The sequence below is a fragment of the Actinomyces faecalis genome (assembly GCF_013184985.2).
Classification (GTDB): Bacteria; Actinomycetota; Actinomycetes; order Actinomycetales; family Actinomycetaceae; genus Actinomyces; species Actinomyces faecalis.
The window spans coordinates 1-16,772 of sequence record NZ_CP063418.1; the positions used below are offsets into that span (position 1 = coordinate 1).

A 16,772-nucleotide genomic window follows, 5' to 3' on the forward strand; every position below is an offset into this window, starting at 1 on the left:
AACCGACCACGTTCAGGCCCAGGCACGGTCATCTGGCCACAACCGCAGGCACTGGTGTGGACAACTCTGTGACCAGCCATCATGATGGGCTATCCGGTGGTGTTCCGCCCCGCCAAGGGGTCCCGCACGCCGCCGTGTCCTGTTCGAGCGCACAGTCGAGGAGTACGTCGTGCCTGACGTCGCCACCACCCGGTGGGAGTCCGCCCTGAACCTCCTCGCCTCTCGGCAGGAGCTGGGACGGGGCCAGATCGCTCTGCTTCGCATGACCCGCGTCATCGACGTCGACGACGTCCTCGTCCTCGTCGTCGGCTTCGCCCTGCCTCGCGACATCATCGACAAGAACCACGCCGTGATCGCCCGGGCGCTGACCGAGGTCTGGGGGCACCCAGTCACCTTCGAGGTCACGATCGACCCGTCCCAGGAGTCCTCCAGCCACTCCTCCGACCGCTGGCCCCCTGCAGACGACGGCGGACAGCCCACACCTGGCACCCAGTCCTCTGAGCCGGCAGACCACAGTGACGACGAGCCGACCGAGCCCGGGGCACCAGTCCCCTCCCCCACGTCCCCGGCTCCCTCCATCGCCCCGCAGGTCCCCTCGCCTGTTCCTGACCCGGCTCAGTCCCTGGCCGATGACGAGGACCCGACCCCGACGTCGTCCCCCTTCGGTCCGGGCTACGTCCCCCCGCGCCACCCCACCGCGACCCTGCCAGCGGCCGAGGTGGCCCGTGACGACTGCCGGCTCAATCCCCGCTACACCTTCGCCACCTACGTCCAGGGCAAGTCCAACCGCCTGGCCCGGACGGCCGCGGCCGCCGTGGCTGAGGCTCCCAGCCGCGCCTACAACCCCCTGTTCATCTACGGCGGCTCCGGGCTGGGCAAGACCCACCTGCTGCACGCCATCGGCCACTACGCCCGCACGCTCTACCCGGGCATCACCGTCAAGTACGTCAACTCCGAGGAGTTCGTCTCCGACTTCATCGCCTCGGTCGCAGACGGCCAGATGCGCAACTTCAAGGACCGCTACCGCAACGTCGACATCCTCCTGGTCGACGACGTCCAGTTCTTTGAGGGCAAGGAGCAGACGCTGGAGGAGTTCTTCCACACCTTCAACGCCCTACGCATCGCGGAGAAGCAGATCGTGCTCACCTCCGACCAGCCGGCCCTGGAACTCAAAGGCTTCAACAACCGCCTGATCTCCCGCTTCCAGGAGGGGCTGGTCGCTGACGTGCAGCCGCCGGACCTGGAGACGCGCCAGGCGATCCTCACCCTCAAGGCGCGTGCGGACGGCATCTCCGTGACCGAGGACGTCCTGGAGTACATCGCCAGCCGCGTCACCACGAACATCCGTGAACTCGAGGGTGCGCTGGTACGCGTGACAGCCTTCGCCTCCCTCAACAAGCAGCCCATCGACCGTACCCTGGCCGAGGTGGCGCTCAAGGACGTCATCACCGACCCCACCGGTGAGGAGATCACCTCCGGTCTCATCATGGGTCAGGTTGCTGACTACTTCGACATGACGATTGACGACCTGTGCGGTGAGAGCCGGCGCAAGAACTTCGTCCACCCCCGCCATATCGCGATGTACCTGTGCCGCGAGCTCACCGAGCTCTCGCTGCCCAACATCGGCCGGGAGTTCGGTGGACGCGACCACACCACCGTCATGAGCGCCCACCGCAAGATCACCACCCAGATGGGTGAGCGCCGCGAGACCTTCAACGAGGTCAACGAGCTGACCAGCCGTATCAAGCAGGCGGCGCTGGCACCACGTCGCTGACCTGCCCCAAGCAGCACTCCGTACCTACGGCGTCATGTCGCACCCAGCACGTGCGACACGACGCCGTTTCCGCGTCTCCGTCACTGGAGGACCGGGAGGCGACCAGCCCCCCGCCCTCGTCACCGCCCTGTGGACACGCTGGTGGACAGATGCGGAACGCTCGTGGACACATAACAATTGTCGTGTGGAGGAGCTCAGACCCTCCTGGGGACGAAATTCCTGTCGTCCTAGGACCCTCCACCGTCACTCCTTGTGGTCCACCGAACTACACATCTGTGGTTCCACACCCGCAAGGACCGGGATAACAGGGAAAGATGTGGTTCTCCCCAGAATCCACATCTCCTAACAACCCTACGAACCAAGAATTCATGTCATCCATCCCCGACCTGCCAACACGGTCCACGCCTGACTCACCCACGCCCCGTCCTGTGGACTCGACGCGCCCGGTACCCATGCGTCTAGACTCCAACCAGATCGTCCTGCCCGTTGTCAGGCCCAGCAGCCTGCGAACCAGTCAGGACCGCATGAACGCAGACAGGAGTGCACTGTGAAGCTCAGGGTTGACCGCGACGTCCTCGCCGAGGCCGTGACCTGGACCGCCCGCTCGGTGCCGGCTCGTCCTCCGGTACCGGTCCTGGCGGGTGTGCGTCTGGAGGCCTCCAGCGCCTCACTGGTCCTGGCCTCCTTCGACTACGAGGTCTCCGCCCACTGCGAGATTCCTGCTGAGGTTGAGGAGGAGGGTGTCGTCCTGGTCTCCGGGCGCCTGCTGGCGGACATCGCCAAGGCCCTGCCCTCCAAGCCGGTCGACCTCGAGGTCGAGGGCACCAAGGTGACGGTCAGCTGTGGCTCCTCGCGCTTCGCACTGGCCGCTATGGCGGCGGAGGACTACCCGTCCCTGCCCGCTATGCCCTCCACCGCCGGCACCGTGGACGCCCACGACCTCGCCCAGGCCGTCGCCCAGGTCTCGATCGCCGCCTCGCGCGACGAGACCCTGCCGCTGCTCACCAGCGTCCAGATGGAGGTCGACGGCGACTCCCTGACCCTCATGGCCACCGACCGCTACCGCCTGGCGGTACGTGAGATGACCTGGGCCAGCCAGGACAAGAGCCTTGCCACCCACGCGCTGCTCAAGGCCCGCACGCTCTCCGACGTCGCCAAGTCCCTCACGTCCACTGGTGACGTGACCGTCGCCCTGACCGAGGCAGGCTCGGCCACCTCGGGACTCATTGGCTTCGAGGCGGGCGGGCGCCGTACCACGAGCCTGCTGACCGACGGCGACTACCCGCCGGTCCTGCGACTCTTCCCTGAGGAGACCTCGATTCACGCCACGGTCGGACGCGAGGAGCTCATGTCCGCAGTTCGTCGCGTCAGCCTCGTGGCAGACCGATCCACGCCGATCCACATGTCCTTCACGCAGGGCAACCTCGCTCTGGACGCGGGCACCGGGGAGGACGCCCAGGCCTCAGAGCAGCTTCAGGCTCATCTGGAGGGTGAGGACATCTCGACCGCCTTCAACCCCGGCTACCTCCTGGACGGACTGGGTGCGATCAACCAGCCCTACGTGACGCTGGACTTCACCCACCCGTCCAAGCCCGCGGTGCTCACCGGTGTGGAGTCGATCGGTGGTGAGAAGGACCCGTCCTTCCGCTACCTCATCATGCCTATCCGCTTCGGAGCGTGAACAGGCGTCCTAGCGCGGGCGCGGGCGAGCCGGCGGTGATCGTGCGTGTACGTCTCTGACCTGTCCCTGGACGACTTTCGCTCCTACGACACCCTCGTCCTGTCCCTGGAAACCGGTGTCACGGCCTTCATCGGCTCCAACGGGCAGGGAAAGACGAACCTGGTCGAGGCCGTCGGGTACCTGTCCAACCTCACGAGTCACCGCGTGGGCGCAGACTCCGCGCTGGTACGCCGGGCCCTGCCAGGCAGTCCCCAGCCTGCCGGGGCGGTCCTGCGTGCCAAGGTCGTCCACGGTGAGCGCCCGACGGTGGTGGAGATCGAGCTCATCTCCGGCAAGGCCAACCGTGCACGGCTGGGTCGCAGCCCTGTACGGCCTCGCGAGCTTCTTGGTGTCCTGCGTACCGTCATCTTCGCCCCTGAGGACCTGAGCCTGGTGCGTGAGGAGCCCGGGGTCCGCCGCCGCTTCCTTGACGACCTCGCGGTGACGTTGCGACCCACGCTCGCCGGAGTGCGCGCCGAGCACGACAAGATCCTCGCCCAGCGCGCCAGCCTGCTGAAGTCGGCGCGGGCCGCCCGCCGGTCGACCGCCTCCATGCTCTCCACCCTCGAGGTCTGGGACGCCCAGCTCGCTGCGGCTGCCGCCACTCTCATCGCCGCCAGGGTCGATGTCGTGCGTCGCCTGCGCCCTTGGCTCGCCTCGGCGTACGAGGCGGTGAGCCAGGCCCAGTCCCCGGTGCACGTGGCCTACCGCTCCAGCCTGCTGGCTCATGAGGGAGCGCCTGATCCTGACCCGCGCACGATGAACGACCTGCAGGACGCCTCCTGGCCTGCCGGGGAGGAGGAGCTGCTCGACCAGGCAGCCACCGCCCAGCGTCTGGAGACCGCAATGGGTCAGCTCCACGCCCGTGAGATCGACCGCGGTGCCAACCTTGTGGGTGCTCACCGTGACGAGCTCTCCCTCTTCCTGGCCGGGCTGCCCGCCAAGGGCTTCGCCTCCCACGGAGAGCAGTGGTCGCTGGCGCTCGCCCTGCGGCTGGCCTCCTACGAGATGCTGCGCCACGACGTCGACGCCTACGGTGGCGACGGCGAGCCTGTCCTCATCCTCGACGACGTCTTCGCCTCCCTGGACGAGGGACGGCGCCGCGCCCTGGCGCAGATGGTGGCCGGGGCGCAGCAGGTGCTGGTGACCGCAGCCGTGCCTCAGGACGTCCCCGATGAGCTGGACGGCGTCCGCATGAGCGTCGAGGCCTCGAGGATCACCCGTGGATAGCCAGGCAGGTCAACCGCGCGGTGGTGACGGCGGCACGCCCAGGGGCAGGAGCGAGGCGGCCCGAAGGGACGTGCCCCTGCCGCAGGACGGGGCCGACGTCGACGCCCTCGCCCTGGCACAGCTTGCCCGGCTGCAGGAGCAGGCCTGGACCGGTGGCGTCGCACGCAGCTCGTTGCGACGCAACGCTGTGGGTGAGGACGGTGTCGCTGCCTGGGACGCTCCACGCGCCAGACGATCGGCTCGGGAGGACGAGGACCCGGAGACGGACCGTGGTCCGGGCCTGCCTCCGGGACGCGACCGACCTGGCCCGACCCGCTTCGACCCGCGTACCGGCAAGCGTGAACTGGCCCGCGCCGTCGTCGAGCGAGGCTGGGCCGGTAAGCTGGCGATGGCACAGGTGGTCGTGGCGTGGGAACGAATCGTCGGTCCCCAGATCGCTGAGCACGCTGAGGTGGTGGCCTTTGAGGAGGGGCGGCTGGACGTCCGCAGCTCCTCCAGCGCCTGGGCCCAGCAGCTGCGGCTCATGATGCCCTCGATCAGTGCGGCCGTGGCCCACGAGCTCGAACGGCTCTACCCGGGCAGACGCGTTCCCGCCGTCGAGATCCGGGTCCTGGGACCGGGGTCGCCCACCTGGAGGCACGGTCGCTTCGGCGGGGCGCGCGGCGGGCGTGGACCGCGAGACACCTACGGGTGAGCGCCGGCGTCGTCGACTGTCTCAGCGTGACCCCTCCCACGTGCCGTGGACGGGACCAGGAATGAGGGGTGACGGCCTGACAGGCTAGAATGGGCTCGGAATAGCCCAAGGTGCGTCGCGAACCTTGCGCAGGTACCCACCTACACGCCGCGGACCGCATCCGTATCACGGCGTTCTGAGAGGTCCTGTCTGCCATCGACGCACAGAACGAGGAGCAGCTGACACGTGTCTGACCAGGACCAGCCTGTGACCACCCCTGAGCCCGGGGCCGAGGCCCGTAGCGGCCACCCTAGCGGCGAGTACGGCGCCAGCGACATCACGGTCCTGGAGGGCCTGGAGGCGGTGCGCAAGCGCCCGGGCATGTACATCGGCTCCACCGGTGAGCGAGGCCTGCACCACCTGGTCTACGAGGTGGTCGACAACTCCGTGGACGAGGCCCTGGCTGGCTTCTGCGACCACATCGAGGTCACCATCCAGGCCGACGGCGGTCTCAAGGTCGTCGACAACGGCCGCGGTATCCCGGTGGACGAGCACCCCACCGAGCACAGGCCCACCGTCGAGGTGGTCATGACCGTCCTGCACGCCGGCGGCAAGTTCGGAGGCGGAGGCTACGCGGTCTCCGGCGGCCTGCACGGTGTGGGTATCTCCGTGGTCAATGCCCTGTCCACCCGTGTGGACACCGAGGTGCGTCGCCAGGGTCACGTGTGGCGCATGAGCTTCGGCGACGGCGGTCACCCCAAGACCCCTCTGGTCATGGGTGAGGAGACCGAGGCCACCGGTACCACCCAGATCTTCTACCCCGACCCGGAGATCTTCGAGACGGTCCAGTTCGACTACGAGACCCTGCGCCGTCGGTTCCAGCAGATGGCCTTCCTCAACAAGGGCCTGCGCATCACGCTGACCGACGAGCGTGAGGGCGTCAACGACGACGGTGACGAGATCACCGGGGACGAGGCCGGGACCGCCGACGACCCGGTCAAGGGCAAGCGCGAGGTCTCCTACTGCTACGCCAACGGCCTGCACGACTACGTCGCCTTCCTCAACAAGTCGAAGAAGGTCGACCTCATCCACCCCGAGATCATCGACTTCGAGGCCGAGAAGGCGCTGGACGAGACCCACGGCATCAGCCTGGAGATCGCCATGCAGTGGACGAGCGCCTACTCCGAGTCCGTCCACACCTACGCCAACACCATCAACACCACCGAGGGCGGTACCCACGAGGAGGGCTTCCGCACGGCCCTGACCACGCTCATCAACAAGTACGGGCGTGAGAAGGGTCTGATCAAGGACCGCGACGACAACCTCACCGGTGACGACATCCGCGAGGGCCTGACCGCGGTCATCTCGGTCAAGCTCTCCGAGCCCCAGTTCGAGGGGCAGACCAAGACCAAGCTGGGCAACACCGAGGCCCGCACCTTCGTCCAGCAGACCGTCTACGACCGCCTGGGTGACTGGCTCGACTCCCACCCGGCTGACGCCAAGGCGGTCATCACCAAGGCCAGCCAGGCGGCGGCCGCGCGCGTGGCGGCCCGCAAGGCCCGCGAGGCTACCCGCCGCAAGGGTGTGCTGGAGTCAGCCTCGATGCCCGGCAAGCTGCGTGACTGCTCCTCGCGCAACGCCGCCGAGTGCGAGATCTTCATCGTCGAGGGAGACTCCGCCGGCGGCTCCGCCGTGGGGGGACGCGATCCCGAGCACCAGGCGATCATGCCGATCCGAGGCAAGATCCTCAACGTGGAGAAGGCGCGCCTGGACCGGGCGCTGTCCAGCGACACGATCCGCTCCCTCATCACCGCCTTCGGCACCGGGATCGGTGAGGACTTCGACATCTCCAGGCTGCGCTACGGCAAGATCGTCATCATGGCCGACGCCGACGTCGACGGCCAGCACATCGCGACCCTGCTGCTCACGCTGCTCTTCCGCTACATGCGTCCCCTCATCGAGCAGGGACACACCTACATCGCCATGCCCCCGCTGTACCGCCTCAAGTGGTCCAACGCGGAGCACGAGTTCGCCTACTCCGACGCCGAGCGCGACCAGCTGCTCAGGGCCGGGGCCGAGGCCGGCCGCCGACTGCCCAAGGAGGGCGGTATCCAGCGGTACAAGGGTCTGGGTGAGATGAACGACCACGAGCTGTGGGAGACCACGATGGACCCCGCTGCCCGCATCCTCAAGCAGGTCACCCTCGACGAGGCCGCGGACGCGGACGAGACCTTCTCCATCCTCATGGGCGACGACGTCGAGCAGCGTCGCTCCTTCATCCAGCGCAACGCCGCTGACGTGAGGTTCCTCGACATCTAGCCCCGCAGCCAGGTGACCGGCCCGGTCACCGTGAGCCGCGCCGTCGAGAGACCAGACCTGACCTGACCAGCAAAGGAAACCCGTGAGCGACGAGACCACCCCGATCAGCGAGCAGACCCACGACCGCATCCAGCCGGTCGACCTCCAGATGGAGATGCAGCGCTCCTACCTCGACTACGCGATGAGCGTCATCGTGGGTCGTGCGCTGCCGGACGTGCGGGACGGCCTCAAGCCCGTCCACCGCCGCGTCCTGTACGCGATGTACGACGGCGGCTACCGCCCCACGTCCTCCTTCTCCAAGTCCTCCCGCGTGGTTGGCGAGGTCATGGGTAACTACCACCCCCACGGCGACGCCGCCATCTACGACGCCCTGGCGCGCCTGGTGCAGTGGTGGTCGCTGCGCTACCCGCTGGTGGCCGGCCAGGGGAACTTCGGCACCCCCGGCAACCTGGGGCCGGCCGCGCCCCGGTACACCGAGTGCAAGATGGCGCCGCTGGCCATGGAGATGGTCCGTGACATCGACGAGGAGAGCGTCGACTTCCAGGACAACTACGACGGGAAGAACCAGGAGCCGACGATCCTGCCGGCTCGCTTCCCCAACCTCCTGGTCAACGGCTCCGAGGGCATCGCGGTGGGTATGGCTACCCGCATCCCGCCGCACAACCTGCGTGAGGTCGCGCGCGGGGTCCAGTGGCTCCTGGAGCACCCTGACGCCTCGCGCGAGGAGCTGCTGGAGGCGCTCATCGAGCGTATCCCCGGTCCTGACTTCCCCACCGGGGCCACGATCCTGGGCCGGCGCGGTATCGAGGACGCCTACCGCACCGGTCGCGGTTCGATCACCCAGCGCGCCGTGGTCAACGTCGAGGAGATCCAGGGACGCCAGTGCCTGGTGGTCACCGAGCTGCCCTACCAGGTCAACCCGGACAACCTCGCGGACAAGATCGCCCAGCTCGTGCGCGACGGGCAGGTCGGCGGCATCGCGGACATCCGCGACGAGACCTCCGGACGTACCGGCCAGCGCCTGGTCATCGTGCTCAAGCGCGACGCCGTGGCCAAGGTGGTCCTCAACAACCTGTACAAGCGCACCCAACTCCAGGACAACTTCCCGGCCAACATGCTGGCCCTGGTCGACGGCGTCCCGCGCACGCTCAGCCTGGACGGTTTCGTGCGCCACTGGGTGGACCACCAGATCGACGTCATCGTGCGCCGCTCGCGCTTCCGCCTGCGCAAGGCGCAGGAGCGTCTGCACATCCTCGAAGGCTACCTCAAGGCCCTGGACGCGCTGGACGCGGTGATCGCCCTCATCCGCCGCTCCCAGACCGCTGACGAGGCCCGTGGGGGCCTGATGGGGCTGCTAGGCGTGGACGAGGTGCAGGCCGACGCGATCCTCGCCCTCCAGCTGCGACGCCTGGCTGCCCTGGAGCGCCTGAAGATCCAGCAGGAGGCTGACGAGCTCCAGGCCAAGGTCGCGGACCTGAAGGACATCATCGCCTCCCCCGAGCGTCAGCGCGGCATCGTCTCCGACGAGCTGGCTGAGATCGTCGAGAAGTACGGCGACGAGCGGCGTACCCGCATCGTGCCCTTCGACGGCGAGATGAGCATGGAGGACCTCATCCCCGAGGAGGAGGTCGTCGTCACGATCACCCGCTCGGGCTACGCCAAGCGCACACGTACCGACGCCTACCGCTCCCAGCACCGCGGGGGCAAGGGAGTCAAGGGAGCGGCGCTGCGCGAGGACGACGTCGTCAACCACTTCTTCGTCACGACCACCCACCACTGGCTGCTCTTCTTCACCAACCTGGGCCGGGTCTACCGCGCCAAGGCCTATGAGCTCCCTGAGGGCGGGCGTGACGCCAAGGGCCAGCACGTGGCCAACCTGCTCGCCTTCCAGCCCGGCGAGGAGATCGCCCAGGTCATGGAGCTCAAGGACTACGAGCAGGCCGACTTCCTCGTGCTGGCCACCAAGCGTGGCCTGGTGAAGAAGACGCGCCTGAGTGAGTACGACTCCAACCGCTCGGGCGGTGTCATCGCGATCAACCTGCGTGAGGACGCGGAGGGCAACCCCGACGAGCTCGTCTCGGCACGGCTGCTGTCTGAGGGGCAGGACCTCCTCCTGGTCTCCCGCCACGGCCAGTCCGCCCGCTTCCACGCCTCCGACGACGTCCTGCGTCCCACCGGCCGCGCCACCAGCGGCGTGACCGGCATGCGGTTCCGCGACGGCGACTGGCTGCTGGCGATGGACGTCGTCGACCCGCAGTGGACTGACGCTGACCTCTTCGTGGTCACCGAGGGCGGATACGCCAAGCGGACCAACGTGGCTGAGTACCCGACCAAGGGCCGTGGAGGCCTGGGTGTCAAGGTCGCCAACCTCGTGGAGGAGCGTGGTGACCTGGTCGGCGCGCTGGTGACAGCACCTACCGACGAGGTGCTGTGCATCATGGCGTCGGGCAAGGTCGTGCGCTCCCGCGTGGACGAGGTCTCGGTGACCGGACGCAGCACCCAGGGCGTCACCTTCGCCAAGCCCGACGACGGCGACCGCATCATCGCCGTCGCCCGCAACACCGAGCGCGAGATCGACGGCGACGACGAGCCTGCCTCTCCTGCGGAGCAGGCGGGCGACACGGTAGCGTTGGACGACAACGACAACAGTGAGGACCAGGCATGAGCAAGCCGGAAACCCGCCACCCCGCCGGTGAGTCCGGCAAGGCAGACAGCGCCAGCACCACCCAGGTGCCGAGCTCATCGAGCAGGCCCACGCTGGCAGGTCCGCGTCGGGTGCACCTGGCGCTGACGCGGGTCAGTCCCTTCTCGGTCATGAAGGTCGCCTTTCTGCTGAGCGTGGCAGCCGGCATCATGCTCGTCGTGGCGGCCGCCTTCGTGTGGTTCATGCTTGACGCGATGCACGTGTTCTCCACGATCCAGGACCTGGTGGGCAAGGTCATGGAGTCGGAGTCGAACTCCTTCACCGCGCTGCTGGAGTACATGAAGTTCTCCCGTGCCGTGTCGATGGCGACGATCATCGCCGTTATCAACATCATCCTCACCACGGCGCTGGCGACGGTCGGTGCCTTCCTCTACAACGTGACGGCCGCACTGGTTGGTGGGGTTCATCTCACACTGGCGGACGAGTGACTGGATTTGGTCGCCTGAGACCGGGTGGGTTAATCTCTTCCGGTCGCAAGGGCCTATAGCTCAGTTGGTTAGAGCGCATCCCTGATAAGGATGAGGTCGCTGGTTCGAGTCCAGCTAGGCCCACCACCCGCGGTGGAACGATGAGGAGGGTTCATGAGGATCCGACCCTTCGTGCTAACCGCGGTTTTCTTGTCCTTGGTCGGGGCCGGCTACGCCGCCTGGCTCAGGTACGAGTCCGAGCGGATGAGCCGGATGCCGTGGACTGAGGTCACGGACTGAGGGCCACGGAGGAGACCTCGCCGCTCACAACTACATCGGGGCCATGGCGCAATTGGTAGCGCACCTGCTTTGCAAGCAGGGGGTTACGGGTTCGAGTCCCGTTGGCTCCACCATCACGATCCCCCGGACCTGCTGAGGTTCCGGGGGATCGTCGCTTTGGGTCCTCAACAGTCGTCCTCAGGCCTGGACAGCCCCGTGATCGCCCCCATTCTCATCGCTCTAGGCCCTTAACAGTCGATCCCTATGCTCCCCGCAGCGGAATCGACTGTTAAGGGGCTGAAGCGACGGGATGCTGGGGGAATGCGGCTCTGGTGCGAGTCGAGCGCGACTGTTAAGGGCCTGAAGCGACGGGAGAGCTCGTCAGCTTGTCATCCACACTGTGCACCGCCAGTGGCCTGGCGCCGTCCCCAGCTGTGTCCTAAAGGACTCTTGTCATTCATGCGGCGTCATCACTCACAATTGTCCCCAGGTGTGGAAAGGTCTGTGGAGAACTACATGAATGTTATTCCACAGGTTTACCCACAGGTGTGGAGGAATGACAGCGCTGTGCTTCGCGCGATCTGTGGACAACCTGGTGGACGCGCGACAGCAGCGAAGAAAAAGGCTTGGGCACCACGTGGTGCCCAAGCCCTTCGACGCCAGTGCCGGGTTACACGAGAAGGTACTTAGCCGCCACCAGCGCTGCCAGCACCAGGCCGATGCCTACGCTCCCCCACACCGCCACGGGACCGCGGCGCTCACGCGGTGCCCAGGCGAACAGGGACGCAACCACCAGGCCGGTCAGCAGGCCACCCAGGTGCCCCTGCCAGGAGATCCCGGCCCCTAGCACCGAGATGACGAGGTTGACTGCCAGCAGACCGAGGATGGCGGAGGTGTCCCGGCCGAAGCGACGCTGGATGATGAACACGGCCGCGAAGAGGCCGAAGACCGCGCCTGAGGCACCTACCGTGAGCGTGATCCAGGACCGGGAGACGGGAGAGGCCAGCAGGTAGATCGCCGTCGAGCCTCCCAGGGCGGACAGCGCGTAGAGCACGGCGAAGCGCCAGCGCCCGAGCAGCGGCTCCAGGGAGGTGCCGCACACCCACAGCGCCCACATGTTGAAGGCCAGGTGCATGAGGGAGCCGTGGAGGAAGGCGGTGGTCAGGAAGCGCCAGGGCTGGTCCAGCGCCACCACGGGAGCGAAGCCGAGGTCAGCAGTCAGCGAGGGACGGAGCATCTGCACCACGTACACCGCTACGCAGGCCACGATGAGCCCGGTCGTGATCCGCGCGTCCTGGACCGCGACGCCTCCCAGGAGCGTGCGCGTGGGCCGACGGCGCTGCTGGGCCTGGCGTACACAGTCCACGCAGTGCACGCCGACGGCGCTGGGTACCTGGCACTCGGGGCAGGCTGGGCGCCCGCAGCGCTGGCAGCGCACGTAGGAGACGCGGTCGGGGTGGCGCGGGCACACCGGCTGGGCGTCGGAGGCTGCGGCAGGGCTGTCCTGGCTCATGGAGGACTCCTTTGGTCGGATGCGTACGACGCCGTCGGACCGGGCGGTCCGACGGCGTCGGCAAGGGGTCAGTGGGCACGCACGGCGTGACTCACGCGGTCGGTGTCACTTCTGGACGGTCACCGAGGTGATGATGACGTCCTCCAAAGGACGGTCACGGGGGTCGGTGGCCACGGCGGAGATGGCGTCCACGACCTTGCGCGAGTCCTCGTCCGCGACGGCGCCGAAGATCGTGTGCTTGCCCTGGAGCCACTCGGTCGGCCCGGTGGTGATGAAGAACTGGGACCCGTTGGTGCCCCTGCCGAAGCGGCGCCCGGCGTTGGCCATGGCCAGCACGTAGGGGGAGGCGAAGGTCAGCGAGGAGTCGATCTCGTCGTCGAAGACGTAGCCGGGGCCGCCGGTACCGGTGCCCAGCGGGTCACCACCCTGGATCATGAAGCCGGGGATCACGCGGTGGAAGATGACGTTGTCGTACAGAGGAGCGTTGGTCTCCTCCCCCGTCTGGGGGTCCGTCCAGGTCTTCTCGCCAGTGGCCAGGCCGACGAAGTTCGAGACGGTCTCGGGAGCCTGCTCCGGGAAGAGCTCGAGGCGGATGTCGCCAAGGTTGGTGTGCAGTGTCGCTTCCATGGGCCTCATCGTCGCACGCGCTCGCTCCTGGAAGGAGTGGCAGCCCACGCACGACAGGCGGTGTTCACCCCAGGCAAAACAGGGTGGCCGTTCTCAGGCGCCGGTCAGCCTGGAGTGGGACCATAGGCTTCAGTCATCGTCACTCGCATGACCGACGTCTCTCTCAGCTAGGAGAAGCCATGGCATTCAAGAAGAAGATCGAGAAGAACCTTGACACTGACCAGCTGCGCGAGGAGGCTGCCGCATTCGCGGAGAACGTCGCCGAGCAGGCTGAGCGTGCCGCCGAGTGGGTTGCCCCGCACGTGGTCAAGGCGCGTAAGGACCTGGCTCGCGTGGCTGCCGGCGCCCAGGAGCGCCTGGAGCCGGCATACACCGAGGCCCGCAGCCGGGTCGTCGAGGACTACCTGCCGCGTGCCCAGCGCGCCGCCTCCGCCGCTCAGGCTGCCGCCCAGACGCCCGGTACCGTGACCGAGCGCGCCCAGCGTGCCGCCGAGGCTGCTCGCCTGGCCGCCGTCGAGGCGCCCAAGCCGCGCAAGTCCCGCCGCGTCCTCAAGTGCCTGGGCTGGACCACGCTGGCTGCCGGTGCCGCTGCCGCAGCCTACGTCGTATGGCGCCGTAGCCAGCCGGTGGAGGACCCGTGGGCCGAGGAGTACTGGGCCGACTCCACCGAGGACTTCGACGTCGCTGAGGCGGTCGAGGACGTCAAGGACGAGGCCGCCGAGGTTGCTGAGGCCGCCAAGGACAAGGCTGAAGAGCTCAAGGACAAGGCGGTCGACGCCGCCAAGGACCTGAAGGACTCTGTCGAGGACTGACGACGGCGCGGCTCGTCCGCCGCGACACTGACGCCTTCGGGCCGGCAGGCCAGTGCGTGCCGGCCCGAAGGCGTTCTTCGCACACGGGCAGGCGAGGACCACACTCATCGCATCCCGGGCCCGTCGCGTCCCTGTCATACCGGTGACCGGGCAGCGAGCACGGTGAAGGCGGAAACGGCGGTCAGAACGAGCCGTGTCCGCCTAGGCTTCAGTCATGACCCACGCACTTCCTGCCGCCATGATCCCCTTGACTCACGCCGTGGCCGAGGGCTCGGAGGTCCTCATGCCTCAGCTAGGCCTGGGTACCTACAAGATCAGTGACGAGGACGTCCAGGCGGTGGTCGAGCAGGGTCTGGAGATTGGCTACCGGCACCTGGACACCGCACAGATGTACGGCAACGAGGCCGGTGTGGGACGTGCGATCGCCGCGATCGGGCTGCCGCGCGAGGACGTCTTCGTCACCTCCAAGCTGGACAACCCCCATCACGCGCCCGAGGATGTCGCCCGCACCTTCGACGAGACGATGGAGCGCCTGGGGCTTGAGGTCCTGGACCTCTTCCTCGTGCACTGGCCCCTGGCCAGGACTCCGGGCCTTTCCCTGGAGCGGACCTGGGAGGCGATGATCGCGCTGCGAGAGAGCGGGCGAGTGCGCGCCATCGGTGTCTCGAACTACCAGCACGACCACCTCGAGACCATCATCCAGGCCACCGGCGTGGTCCCGGCGGTCAACCAGATCGAGATCCACCCCTACCTCCAGCAGCGCCGGATGCGTGAGGTGCACGAGGAGCTGGGGATCGTGACCCAGTCCTGGTCCCCGCTGGCACGCGGCCTCATGGTCACTGACCCGGTGGTCCAGCAGGTGGCCGACGAGCTCGGGGTGAGCCCGGCACAGGTCGTGGTGCGATGGCACCTGCAGCACGGGCTGGTCGTCATCCCGAAGTCAGTGCACCCCGAGCGGATGCGTGCCAACGCCGAGGTCTTCGACCTCGTCCTGAGCCAGGAGCAGATAGCGGCGCTGGACGCCCTGGAGCGTGGTCACCGCACGGGATCGCACCCGGACACGATGCAGCTCACGCACGGCTGAGGCGGTGCCCCGCACGATCCCGGTGCTACCGCCCGGGCTGCCGTGGCAGGCCGGGCGGGCCGACGGCGAAGGCGCCCTGCGCCCTCACGCTCACTTCCAGTGCAGCAGACCCAGGAAGCCGGCCAGGATGACGAGGAAGCCGATGTAGAGGTTGCCGTTGACCAGCCAGTCGCTGGCGTGGTGCGCGGTGAAGTAGGGGATCGGGTACTGGCCCTTGAAGAGGTAGGTCACCACGACCCACAGCAGGCCGACGCACATGAGGGTCACCATCGTCGGGGCGTACCAGCGCGGTGAGCCGGTCTCCTTGACCTTGGTGGGGACGCGGGAGACGCGGTTGGCGGCGGCGCGCGAGGCCTCCAGGCGCTCACGCTCAGCAGCCGCAGCCTTCGCGGGGTTACCGGAGCGAGCCGGGTCCTTCTTCTTCTCCTCGCCCACCAGGGCCTCCTTGCAGACAGCGCGGCCGGTTTCCGGTCGCTCGTTTGGCGCGGTCCGTGCACAGCCTAGGTCATCGCGGCTTCAGGGACGGAACGGGCCAGAGTCACGCCGTCGGCTCACAGCCAGCAGGCAGTCAGGTGGCGGCCAGCAAGCCGTGTCACAGCTGCCAGGGGACGCCGGAATGAGTCCGAGACAACTCGAGGGGAGCCGTTCTGGCGACCTGAGAGCCCTAGACTGGCGGGCGGAACGCCTACTCAGGAGGTCAGATGTCGTCTCGTGGTCGCCACCAGCGGGCCCCCAAGAGTGGGCCGCTCGACGTCGCTGTCCGAAGCATCGGCGAGCTCCTCATCACCGCAGGGCTCGTCATCGCCCTCTTCCTCGTGTGGCAGCTGTGGTGGACCGGCATCGACGCGACCAAGATCGCCAACGAGCACAAGGTGGCGTTCCATGAGGTCCAGGTCGAGTCGCCGCGCGTGGAGGGAACCAAGCACACTGACGCACCTCCTGTGGCTGAGGCTGTGGGCTACGGACAGACCATTGGCATGCTGGTGGTCCCCAGGTGGTACGGCATCACCAACAACAACATGCCGATCCAGGAGGGGACGGGCGCGGACGTCCTCGACCAGGCGGCAGCCGGCCACTACACCGAGACCCAGCAGGTCGGCGAGGTCGGCAACTTCGCCATCGCCGGCCACCGTCGTACCAACGGCAACTCCTTCCGGCGTGTCGACCTGCTGGAGGAGGGCGACGAGATCATCGTCGCCACCAAGGACACCTGGTACGTCTACACGGTCACCTCGCACGACATCGTCCTGCCTGAGGCCGTCGAGGTGATCGCCCCGGTCCCCGGCGACCCCAGTGCGGCACCGACGGAGCGCTACATCACGCTCACAACCTGTCACTCCCTGACCACCGGTGAGTGGGGCAACGACCACCGGTGGATCGTGCACGCGAAGTTCTCCTACTGGATGCCACGTTCCGAGGGCCGCCCCGCCTCGGTGCTCAACGACCCGGAGGTCAACTGATGTACGGATGGATCTGGCGACACCTTCCCGGCCCGGGCTGGCTCAAGCTCTTCGAGGCGCTCGTCATCGTCGCCGCGGTCGTGCTGCTGCTCTTCCAGGTGGTCTTCCCCTGGGCCAACGAGACCTGGCACCTGTCCGGCAACGCGACCGTCTGACAGGCGTCCTCACTT

At 67.6% G+C, this 16,772-nt stretch carries 15 protein-coding genes and 2 tRNA genes; 14 read left to right on the forward strand and 3 right to left on the reverse strand.

Annotated elements, in window-relative coordinates:
* The first annotated feature begins 169 nt into the window (after window positions 1–169).
* The 10 genes from dnaA (at window position 170) to HRL51_RS00045 (ending at window position 11,240) form a co-directional block, all read left to right on the forward strand.
* A complete protein-coding gene (gene dnaA, locus HRL51_RS00005; RefSeq protein ID WP_172191912.1) occupies window positions 170–1,774 on the forward strand; it encodes a chromosomal replication initiator protein DnaA in 1,605 nt (534 codons plus the stop codon).
* 547 nt (window positions 1,775–2,321) lie between these two features.
* Window positions 2,322–3,455, forward strand: coding sequence for a DNA polymerase III subunit beta (gene dnaN, locus HRL51_RS00010; protein ID WP_172121184.1), 1,134 nt, complete (start codon window positions 2,322–2,324; stop codon window positions 3,453–3,455).
* Between the two features lie 45 nt (window positions 3,456–3,500).
* Complete coding sequence (recF, locus tag HRL51_RS00015; RefSeq protein WP_172191914.1) at window positions 3,501–4,724, forward strand: DNA replication/repair protein RecF; 1,224 nt, start codon at window positions 3,501–3,503, stop codon at window positions 4,722–4,724.
* A complete protein-coding gene (locus HRL51_RS00020) occupies window positions 4,717–5,418 on the forward strand; it encodes a DciA family protein (protein WP_244960186.1) in 702 nt (233 codons plus the stop codon). The genes recF and HRL51_RS00020 overlap by 8 nt, the downstream gene beginning before the upstream one ends.
* A 246-nt stretch (window positions 5,419–5,664) precedes the next feature.
* Complete coding sequence (gyrB, locus tag HRL51_RS00025) at window positions 5,665–7,716, forward strand: DNA topoisomerase (ATP-hydrolyzing) subunit B (protein ID WP_172121238.1); 2,052 nt, start codon at window positions 5,665–5,667, stop codon at window positions 7,714–7,716.
* 82 nt (window positions 7,717–7,798) lie between these two features.
* Window positions 7,799–10,381, forward strand: a complete 2,583-nt coding sequence (gene gyrA / locus HRL51_RS00030; RefSeq protein ID WP_172191916.1) for a DNA gyrase subunit A — start codon at window positions 7,799–7,801, stop codon at window positions 10,379–10,381.
* Window positions 10,378–10,848 (forward strand): DUF3566 domain-containing protein, encoded by a 471-nt coding sequence (locus HRL51_RS00035; protein WP_172191918.1) that lies wholly within the window; start codon window positions 10,378–10,380, stop codon window positions 10,846–10,848. The genes gyrA and HRL51_RS00035 overlap by 4 nt, the downstream gene beginning before the upstream one ends.
* A 49-nt stretch (window positions 10,849–10,897) precedes the next feature.
* A tRNA-Ile gene (locus HRL51_RS00040) sits at window positions 10,898–10,974 on the forward strand.
* A 27-nt stretch (window positions 10,975–11,001) separates the two neighbouring features.
* Window positions 11,002–11,127, forward strand: coding sequence for a hypothetical protein (locus tag HRL51_RS11840; protein WP_280528701.1), 126 nt, complete (start codon window positions 11,002–11,004; stop codon window positions 11,125–11,127).
* A gap of 37 nt (window positions 11,128–11,164) precedes the next feature.
* A tRNA-Ala gene (locus tag HRL51_RS00045) sits at window positions 11,165–11,240 on the forward strand.
* Between the two features lie 536 nt (window positions 11,241–11,776).
* Here the strand turns inward: HRL51_RS00045 and HRL51_RS00050 are convergent.
* Together HRL51_RS00050 and HRL51_RS00055 are read right to left on the reverse strand one after the other, a co-directional pair.
* Window positions 11,777–12,619 (reverse strand): rhomboid family intramembrane serine protease, encoded by an 843-nt coding sequence (locus tag HRL51_RS00050; RefSeq protein ID WP_172191920.1) that lies wholly within the window; start codon window positions 12,617–12,619, stop codon window positions 11,777–11,779.
* Between the two features lie 105 nt (window positions 12,620–12,724).
* Window positions 12,725–13,246 (reverse strand): peptidylprolyl isomerase, encoded by a 522-nt coding sequence (locus HRL51_RS00055; protein ID WP_172191922.1) that lies wholly within the window; start codon window positions 13,244–13,246, stop codon window positions 12,725–12,727.
* 179 nt (window positions 13,247–13,425) lie between these two features.
* On the opposite strand from HRL51_RS00055, the gene HRL51_RS00060 reads away from it, so the two are divergent.
* Both HRL51_RS00060 and HRL51_RS00065 read left to right on the forward strand, forming a co-directional pair.
* Entirely contained in the window at window positions 13,426–14,058 is a 633-nt protein-coding gene (locus tag HRL51_RS00060) for a YtxH domain-containing protein (protein WP_172191924.1), read from the forward strand.
* Between the two features lie 214 nt (window positions 14,059–14,272).
* Window positions 14,273–15,142: an aldo/keto reductase gene (locus HRL51_RS00065; RefSeq protein WP_172121177.1), complete on the forward strand. Its 870-nt coding sequence runs from the start codon at window positions 14,273–14,275 to the stop codon at window positions 15,140–15,142.
* A 90-nt stretch (window positions 15,143–15,232) separates the two neighbouring features.
* On the opposite strand, the gene HRL51_RS00070 is transcribed toward HRL51_RS00065, so the two are convergent.
* Window positions 15,233–15,577 carry a cell division protein CrgA gene (locus HRL51_RS00070; protein ID WP_172121176.1) on the reverse strand — a complete coding sequence of 115 codons (345 nt, stop codon included), beginning with the start codon at window positions 15,575–15,577 and terminating at the stop codon, window positions 15,233–15,235.
* Between the two features lie 266 nt (window positions 15,578–15,843).
* Between HRL51_RS00070 and HRL51_RS00075 the strand changes: the two genes are divergently transcribed.
* Both HRL51_RS00075 and HRL51_RS00080 read left to right on the forward strand, forming a co-directional pair.
* On the forward strand, window positions 15,844–16,602 hold the full coding sequence (locus HRL51_RS00075) for a class E sortase (protein ID WP_172121175.1): 759 nt from the start codon (window positions 15,844–15,846) through the stop codon (window positions 16,600–16,602).
* On the forward strand, window positions 16,602–16,757 hold the full coding sequence (locus HRL51_RS00080) for a hypothetical protein (protein WP_172121174.1): 156 nt from the start codon (window positions 16,602–16,604) through the stop codon (window positions 16,755–16,757). The genes HRL51_RS00075 and HRL51_RS00080 overlap by 1 nt, the downstream gene beginning before the upstream one ends.
* Window positions 16,758–16,772: the final 15 nt, after the last annotated feature.

Coding starts and splice junctions, on each gene's coding strand:
- HRL51_RS00035 (WP_172191918.1), top strand. CDS start 10,378: ATGAGCAAGCCGGAAACCCGCCACCCCGCCGGTGAGTCCGGCAAGGCA.
- HRL51_RS11840 (WP_280528701.1), top strand. CDS start 11,002: ATGAGGATCCGACCCTTCGTGCTAACCGCGGTTTTCTTGTCCTTGGTC.
- HRL51_RS00050 (WP_172191920.1), bottom strand. CDS start 12,619: ATGAGCCAGGACAGCCCTGCCGCAGCCTCCGACGCCCAGCCGGTGTGC.
- HRL51_RS00055 (WP_172191922.1), bottom strand. CDS start 13,246: ATGGAAGCGACACTGCACACCAACCTTGGCGACATCCGCCTCGAGCTC.
- HRL51_RS00060 (WP_172191924.1), top strand. CDS start 13,426: ATGGCATTCAAGAAGAAGATCGAGAAGAACCTTGACACTGACCAGCTG.
- HRL51_RS00065 (WP_172121177.1), top strand. CDS start 14,273: ATGACCCACGCACTTCCTGCCGCCATGATCCCCTTGACTCACGCCGTG.
- HRL51_RS00075 (WP_172121175.1), top strand. CDS start 15,844: ATGTCGTCTCGTGGTCGCCACCAGCGGGCCCCCAAGAGTGGGCCGCTC.
- HRL51_RS00080 (WP_172121174.1), top strand. CDS start 16,602: ATGTACGGATGGATCTGGCGACACCTTCCCGGCCCGGGCTGGCTCAAG.